This is a genomic window from Chamaesiphon sp. VAR_48_metabat_403 (assembly GCF_031422475.1).
GTDB lineage: Bacteria > Cyanobacteriota > Cyanobacteriia > Cyanobacteriales > Chamaesiphonaceae > Chamaesiphon.
The window spans coordinates 1-7334 of sequence record NZ_JANPLS010000492.1 but is presented as its reverse complement, the minus strand read 5'-3'; the positions used below and the strand labels follow the sequence as shown (position 1 = coordinate 7334).

Genomic DNA, 7334 nt, shown 5'->3' with positions numbered 1-7334 from the left:
CATCTATGCTTCCTGATTCACAGCAATTGCTTGGGCAATTTCAGTAGAAAAAGCCTCAGCATAAGCCCAGGCATTATCTAAATCTGCTGCCGTCAATTGAGGATAGGCTTCAATGATTTTGTCATCATTAGCACCCATTTGGCGATATTCAACTAGGCTCCAAACTGGAATCCGCATATTTCTAATACAAGCATCGCCACCAACAACTCCAGGTGTTTTAGTAATTCCAGCCCATAAGTTAGTTTTCGCCTGAATCAACTGGACGATCTCATCTTGTTCGTCTGACGATAAAGACAAAATTTGTTGCTTTAGCTCTTGGGTAATCATGCCATCACTACTTCTTACACTACCGCTTCATCCTATGATACTCGATCGAATTGTCAGATCGCTCTTTAGATCTGTCTTTGACTAAGGTTAAGAGTAGGGGTAATGTCTTGTCGTTTTTTTATTCGGAGGGAGCCTCCGAATAAAACCGCCGCTTCATGAATAACCCTTACTCTTAACTCTAATACTACTCTTGATTATAGGCATCCATCGGCAGGCAAGAACAGACCAAATTCCTGTCCCCATAAGCCTGATCGATCCGACCTACTGCTGGCCAGAACTTATAATCCTGCAACCCAGGCACAGGGAACACCGCTTGCTCACGACTGTAGGGACGATCCCAATTAGGATCTACTAGATCGACGATCGTGTGTGGGGCATTTTTCAGGGCGTTGTTTTGCTTATCCACATTACCGATTTCGATTTCACGGATTTCCTCGCGGATGGCGATCATTGCATCGCAGAACCTGTCGAGTTCAACTAGTGATTCGCTTTCAGTCGGCTCCACCATTACCGTTCCGGCGACTGGCCAGGATACAGTTGGGGGATGGAAACCATAGTCGATTAGGCGTTTGGCGATGTCATCGACTTCGATTTCGGCGGTCTTTTTGAACTCGCGCAGGTCGAGGATGCACTCGTGGGCGACGAAACCGTTGCTGCCTTTGTAGAGGACGGCGTAGTGATTTTCTAATCGTTTGGCGATGTAGTTGGCACTGAGGATGGCAACTTCGGTGGCTAGTTTCAGACCCGCTCCGCCCATGAGGGCGATGTAGACCCAGGAAATTGGTAAAATGCTCGCGCTGCTCCAAGGGGCGGCGGAGACTGCACCGATGCCTTGTTTGCCGCCCATTGGGATGACTTTGTGGGTAGGGAGATAGGGGGCTAAATGTGCCATGACACCGATCGGCCCCATGCCAGGGCCGCCGCCACCGTGAGGGATGCAGAAGGTTTTGTGAAGGTTGAGGTGACAGACATCTGCGCCGAAGTCGCCAGGACGACATAAACCGACTTGGGCGTTAAGGTTGGCACCATCCATGTAGACTTGTCCGCCATGCTCGTGGACGATCGAGCAGATTTCGACGATCGCTTCTTCAAATACGCCGTGGGTAGAGGGATACGTCACCATTAAGGCTGCTAATTTGTCCGCATGTTTGGTGGCTTTAGCGCGGAGATCTTCGACATCGATGTTGCCATCATCATCGCAGGCGATCGGGACTACTTGCATTCCGGCCATGACTGCACTGGCGGGGTTGGTGCCGTGAGCGGATTGGGGGATCAGGCAGACGTTGCGATCGATATCGCCGCGTTGGTGGTGATATTCGCGAATTACTAATAATCCGGCATATTCACCTTGAGATCCGGCGTTGGGTTGGAGGGAGATCGCGTCAAAGCCAGTAATTTCAGCCAACCAGCGTTCGAGGTCGTCGAATAATACTTGATACCCTTGCGCTTGTTCGATGGGTGCGAAGGGGTGAATTTGCCCGAATTCTGCCCAGGTTACGGGTACCATCTCGGAGGTGGAATTTAGCTTCATGGTGCAGGAACCGAGGGGAATCATTCCATGCGTGAGGGAGAGATCCTTGGATTGTAGGCGGGTGATGTAACGCAGTAGCTCGGTTTCAGAGTGATAATTTTTAAAAACTGGGTGAGTGAGGTACTCGGAGGTGCGGGCTAATGTTGAGGTTTGGATGCTGGAAGTGGAGCTACTAGTTTCGATTTCGGAGTAGGTGAAATCGAGTGCTTTATCGCCAGCAAAAATTCGCCATAAGTCGATCGCATCGGCGGGTGTGGTGGTTTCGTCGATCGAGATGCCGACGTGATTAGCATCGATCGATCTCAAGTTAATTTGTTGAGATTTTGCCCGTTCTAGAATTTCCGTAGCTTTGCCCGTTACTTGGATCTGGAGCGTGTCGAAATACGGTGCATCGCCAATTGAGTAACCTAGTTTTGTTAAGCCAGTGGCAAGGGTAGTAGTCAGATTGTGAATGCGGGTGGCGATCGTCCTTAACCCATCTGCACCATGATAAACCGCATACATTCCTGCCATAATTGCCAGCAGCACTTGAGCGGTACAAATATTACTGGTGGCTTTATCGCGGCGGATATGTTGTTCGCGAGTTTGGAGCGATAACCGCAGGGCAACTTTACCCCGTTTATCTTTAGATACGCCGACTAATCGACCGGGAATTTGCCGCTTATAGGCATCTTTGGTCGCAAAATAAGCAGCATGTGGGCCACCATAACCTAATGGTATCCCGAAACGTTGCGTATTGCCAACGACGATATCGGCACCGAATTCGCCTGGTGGTTTGAGCAATGTGAGGCTGAGTAAATCAGCGGCGACGGTGACAATTGCCCCGGATTTATGTGCCTGTTTGATTACTTCTGCATAATCATAGACCGACCCATCGGTAGCGGGATATTGTAATAACATCCCAAATATTTCTTGACTAAAATCGATATTTTTGTGGTCGCCAACGACGATTTCAATTCCTAACGGGAGCGCACGGGTTTTAATTACGTCAATAGTTTGGGGGTGACAAGCTTCAGATACCCAGAACGTATTAAATTTGGTCTTCTGAATCCCATAGCTCATCGACATCGCTTCCGCTGCTGCTGTGCCTTCATCGAGGAGGGAGGCATTGGCGATCGCCATCCCCGTCAGATCCATAATTACGGTCTGATAATTGAGTAAAGCTTCGAGCCTACCTTGCGAAATTTCTGGCTGGTAGGGCGTATATTGAGTGTACCAACCGGGGTTTTCTAAGATATTGCGTTGAATGACTGTCGGGGTGATGCAATTGGCATAACCCATCCCGATATACGAGCGGAAAATTTGATTTTTAGCAGCAATTTGTTTGAGCTTATTTAAGACAGTATATTCGCTCTGAACTGTCTCAATTGCTAATGGTTGCTGAAATTTAATGGCGGCGGGAACTGTGCGATCGATCAATTCATCCAAACTGGATACACCGAGTATCCCCAACATCCGATCGATATCTGCTGGCTGTGGCCCAATATGCCGCTGAATAAACTCAGCATCTTTCCTAACATTGATGGCAGGATGAACGTTTGTCGCCTGAGTAAATCGAGTTGGAGATTGAGTCATGTCGATTGGGAATTGGGAATAGACGGTAGGGTATCGATCCACCTGCACGACGATCGCGTCAATTACAGATTATCAATAATTCTATAGATTTATTAACTGTAATAGATCTAGGTGAGTTTGGGTATCAGCAATTCATCCAGATTGGCTCTTTTGAATTCATGGGAAAAAACAGCTAAATTTTGGTAGATAGCTCGTCTGGGAAATGTCTACTGATGGCAAACTGCTTCTAGCTTATAACCGTCGGGATCGATGACGTAGGCAGCATAATAATTAGGATGATATTTGCTCCGAATTCCTGGCGCACCATTATCTTTGCCACCACGCGACAAGGCGGCTTGATAAAAAGCATCGACACTCGCACGATCGATCGCTTTAAAAGCTAAATGTTGGCGTTCGGGAACTACCGTATCTGCTGCTTTACCAGCATACAGCCAAAAAAACATTTGCCCGTAAGCAGCAATCCCCGGAATTGCAAAAGAACGTTGAATGCCTAATGCTCCCAGTACGTTGTCGTAAAAGGCCATCGATCTGTCGAGGTCGGTAATGTAAATGGAAATGTGGTCTAGCATCAGAATAGTGCAGTCTATTTTATCTTAAAATTACAATCCGAATGGGTTGGGTTGCTTTGGGAGATATATGTTCGGCACGATCGCATCCCCAACCCAGCATATTTCTGACTATTGGTCAACCCTCGACTTTCGATCGATATTCAGCAGCGGAATAGATCCCGGCAATTTCGTTAGCATCTTCTACTTCAATTTCGAGCAGCCAGCCATCTGTGTAAGGATCGGTGCTGATGATTTCTGGTGCGTCGATGGCTTTATCGTTACGCTTAATCACTTTGCCGCTAATTGGAGCTTTAAGATCTTCGACGGCTTTGACAGATTCGATCGATCCAAATGCGCTACCCTTAACAATCGTGTCACCAACTTCGGGCAATTCGACAAATACAATATCGCCTAGTTGATCTACTGCAAAGGCACTCACGCCGATTGTGGCGATGTCTCCGCTGAGATCTACATACTCATGGGTATCTGTGTAGCGTAAATTTTCGGGATATTCTAAGCTCATTGTGCGTACTCCGATCGACTTTATGCTCTAGCATAGCGAGTTATGTCGCACTCGAACAGCTTGCTGTTGAGGGTTTAGACTAGCTACTTACTTATTGCCTGCGACTGAAGTCGCGGCTAATGATGCAAAGTCCGCCTACGCGGACTAGGAAATTCAGTCCGCGTAGGCGGACTTTGCATCATGAGGAGTGGTTTTAACCACTTTGAGTGCTGGGCTAAATGTTTGCCAGGGTTGTGGCTCGATGGCTTGGGTGGCTAGAGATTTGGTTTTGAGTAATTCTTGAAACTCGGCGACGGTGCCTTCGGCTTGCAGAATCGACATCAATAAGCCCTCGAATTTGACATCGCCACCAGCGGCTGTTGGTACGATAAACTGGGGTTTAATTAGCTCACAGAGCGATAATGCGCTGGCTTTGCCTTTAATAACGGCACCGAGTAAGGGTAATTTGAGATCGATTAATGGTGTAATAACTACATCGATCGAGCCTTCTGTGGCTATGACTGGTGAATGATAACCGTGGGGTTCATAATACAGGCTGCGATTATCGGCGCGCAAGATATAACCATTTTCGATCGCGGTGGGGCCGACTGGCGATCCGGGGACTGCTTTAATTTCGATCTCGCCAAAACGGTAACTCTCGCCGGGAGCTAAGGTTGTGACTTGTTGATAGCCAAGTTTTTGGACTACTTGCGCCGCATTGGGGGAGCCGACGACGGGGATCGATCGATCTAATATTTCTAATGTCGGTGGATGGGCGTGATCGGGCAATCCTTGAGAGAGCAAAATCAAGTCGATATTAGCAGGTATCGGTCGATCGACGGTTTTGGTACCTTGAAATAACCACGGGAAGTTTCCAAAACTGAGATTGCCGACCAACCAAGGGTCTAATAAAATATTTTTACCGCCCAGTTCGATGAGCCAAGAATTACTGTCGAGCCAGGTAAGTTGCATGAAAATTTCGACATGACGATATTATTAATATAATTTAACACGATCGCTCGGTTCGGACGAGCGGCGATCGCCCACACAATTCTATTTTTACCAAAGATGTCAGCAGATCGATCGGGTACCGCATCATTACCATTACCACCCGGACAATCGGGATTACCCTGGATTGGCGAAACTATTTCCTTTATTGCCGACCCGGATTTTGCCACCAAACGCCGTCAAAAATATGGAGCGATTTTTCGGACGCATATTATCGGTCGTCCGACGGTGGTGATGAGTGGTGCGGCGGCGAATAAGTTTATTCTCTCTACCCATTTCGATAAGTTTTCTTGGCGCGATGGTTGGCCGGATAATTTTAAGGAATTATTGGGGGCATCTTTATTTTTGCAAGAGGGAGCCGAACACCAGCGCAATCGCCGATTGTTGATGCCAGCTTTTCATGGCAAAGCATTGGTAAATTATGTCGAAACCATGACCGAAATTACCGATCTATATCTGACTAAATGGGAGCAAATCGGCGATTTAACTTGGTTTCCCGAACTTAAAAATCTGACCTTTGAAATTGCCAGTATTCTATTAATCGGGAGCGAACCAGGGGCGGAAACTACCGAATTAAGTCGGTTATTTACTGAGCTGACGAATGGTTTATTTACCATCCCCGTCAAATGGAGCTATACGACCTACGGACGCGCTTTAGTCGCCCGCGATAAAATCCTCAACCATATCGATCGAGTGGTGCTAGAGCGGCAGCAAACCCCCACTCAGGATGCATTAGGATTGCTAGTGCAGAGTCAGGATGAGGCGGGAAATCAGCTGAGTATCGCCGAACTTAAAGTGCAAGCTTTGTTGCTATTATTTGCCGGACATGAGACGACGACATCTTTGGTGGCTTCGCTGTGTTTGGCACTGGCACAACATCCAGAGGTGTTGGCTCAAGCCAGAGCGGAGCAGGTACAAATCGGGGTAGATCGGCCAATTACGATCGATAGTCTCAAGCAAATGACTTATCTCGATCGAGTTTTGCGAGAAGTGGAGCGCATGTATCCGCCCATTGGTGGTGGTTTTCGGGGTGTGGTTGAAGAGTTTGAATTTAACGGTTATCGCGTTCCGAAGGGTTGGCAAGTTCTGTATCGGATTCCTGAAGCGCATTTCGATGCGGCTGTTTATCCCCAACCGGAGTCGTTCGATCCCGATCGACCGATCGATAAGGGTTCGGATTATAATTTTGTTACTTATGGTGGGGGTTCGCGGATTTGCATTGGAATGGCGTTCGCACAGATGGAACTTAAAATTATTGCGGCAATGTTGTTACGTCGTAATAGTTGGGAGTTATTACCGAATCAAAATCTCACTCTCGATCCGATTCCCACTCTTCATCCCCGCGATGGTTTAAAGGTCAAGTTTCAAAAGTTGTGATTTTTTCCCGGATTTAAGTTGTCGTAATAAGCTCAAGCGGCAAACTATAGATATTAGTGAGTTGCGATTTTCTTATTTTCTTAGTGGGGGCAGAACCCGGATCTGGGGGAGACCGACCCCCAGCCCCCCCCCGTTGAGGAGCTACGGTGTATACACAAGTCGGCTGGACTTCGTTTTTAGATCTAAATCCCCCAACCCCCTTGGAAAGGGGGCTTTCAAAATCCCCCTTTCCAAGGGGGATTTAGCGGCGGTTTTTCGTCACGGGGGAACCCCGTGACGTAAAAAACCGACAAGACAGCGAAAAGTGCGTTCTTGGGGCGCGAGCTTTGTGGGGGAAGCTTCCGTGCGATTCGTTCGGTTGAAACCTAGTAATAGGGGGATTACCGACATTTACTGAGTAACCCACAAGGGTAGAGTTCGCACTTTAATTCTCAGTAGATGATAACTTACCATTCTTGAAGGTGAA

The 7334-nt window shown here is 47.7% G+C and carries 6 protein-coding genes; 1 reads left to right on the top strand and 5 read right to left on the bottom strand.

Annotation, left to right across the window (positions count from 1 at the left end; all coding sequences use genetic code 11):
• Window positions 1-3 precede the first annotated feature (3 nt).
• The 5 genes from RMO79_RS23275 to RMO79_RS23255 form a co-directional block, all read right to left on the bottom strand.
• The gene (locus RMO79_RS23275; RefSeq protein WP_310485647.1) at window positions 4-327 is read right to left on the bottom strand and encodes a DUF433 domain-containing protein; all 324 of its coding nucleotides are present in this window, start codon (window positions 325-327) and stop codon (window positions 4-6) included.
• Between the two features lie 184 nt (window positions 328-511).
• A complete protein-coding gene (gene gcvP / locus RMO79_RS23270) occupies window positions 512-3433 on the bottom strand; it encodes an aminomethyl-transferring glycine dehydrogenase (RefSeq protein WP_310485646.1) in 2922 nt (973 codons plus the stop codon).
• 206 nt (window positions 3434-3639) lie between these two features.
• Window positions 3640-4002, bottom strand: coding sequence for a VOC family protein (locus RMO79_RS23265; RefSeq protein WP_310485645.1), 363 nt, complete (start codon window positions 4000-4002; stop codon window positions 3640-3642).
• Window positions 4003-4117: 115 nt separating this feature from the next.
• A complete protein-coding gene (gcvH, locus tag RMO79_RS23260) occupies window positions 4118-4504 on the bottom strand; it encodes a glycine cleavage system protein GcvH (protein WP_310485644.1) in 387 nt (128 codons plus the stop codon).
• A 153-nt stretch (window positions 4505-4657) separates the two neighbouring features.
• Window positions 4658-5455: an MBL fold metallo-hydrolase gene (locus RMO79_RS23255; protein ID WP_310485643.1), complete on the bottom strand. Its 798-nt coding sequence runs from the start codon at window positions 5453-5455 to the stop codon at window positions 4658-4660.
• Window positions 5456-5551: 96 nt separating this feature from the next.
• Between RMO79_RS23255 and RMO79_RS23250 the strand changes: the two genes are divergently transcribed.
• Window positions 5552-6868 carry a cytochrome P450 gene (locus RMO79_RS23250; RefSeq protein ID WP_310485642.1) on the top strand — a complete coding sequence of 439 codons (1317 nt, stop codon included), beginning with the start codon at window positions 5552-5554 and terminating at the stop codon, window positions 6866-6868.
• Window positions 6869-7334: the final 466 nt, after the last annotated feature.

Excerpts from the sequence above, each read along its gene's own strand:
- RMO79_RS23255 (WP_310485643.1), bottom strand. The coding sequence starts at position 5,455 with ATGCAACTTACCTGGCTCGACAGTAATTCTTGGCTCATCGAACTGGGC.
- RMO79_RS23250 (WP_310485642.1), top strand. The coding sequence starts at position 5,552 with ATGTCAGCAGATCGATCGGGTACCGCATCATTACCATTACCACCCGGA.
- gcvH (WP_310485644.1), bottom strand. The coding sequence starts at position 4,504 with ATGAGCTTAGAATATCCCGAAAATTTACGCTACACAGATACCCATGAG.
- RMO79_RS23265 (WP_310485645.1), bottom strand. The coding sequence starts at position 4,002 with ATGCTAGACCACATTTCCATTTACATTACCGACCTCGACAGATCGATG.
- RMO79_RS23275 (WP_310485647.1), bottom strand. The coding sequence starts at position 327 with ATGATTACCCAAGAGCTAAAGCAACAAATTTTGTCTTTATCGTCAGAC.
- gcvP (WP_310485646.1), bottom strand. The coding sequence starts at position 3,433 with ATGACTCAATCTCCAACTCGATTTACTCAGGCGACAAACGTTCATCCT.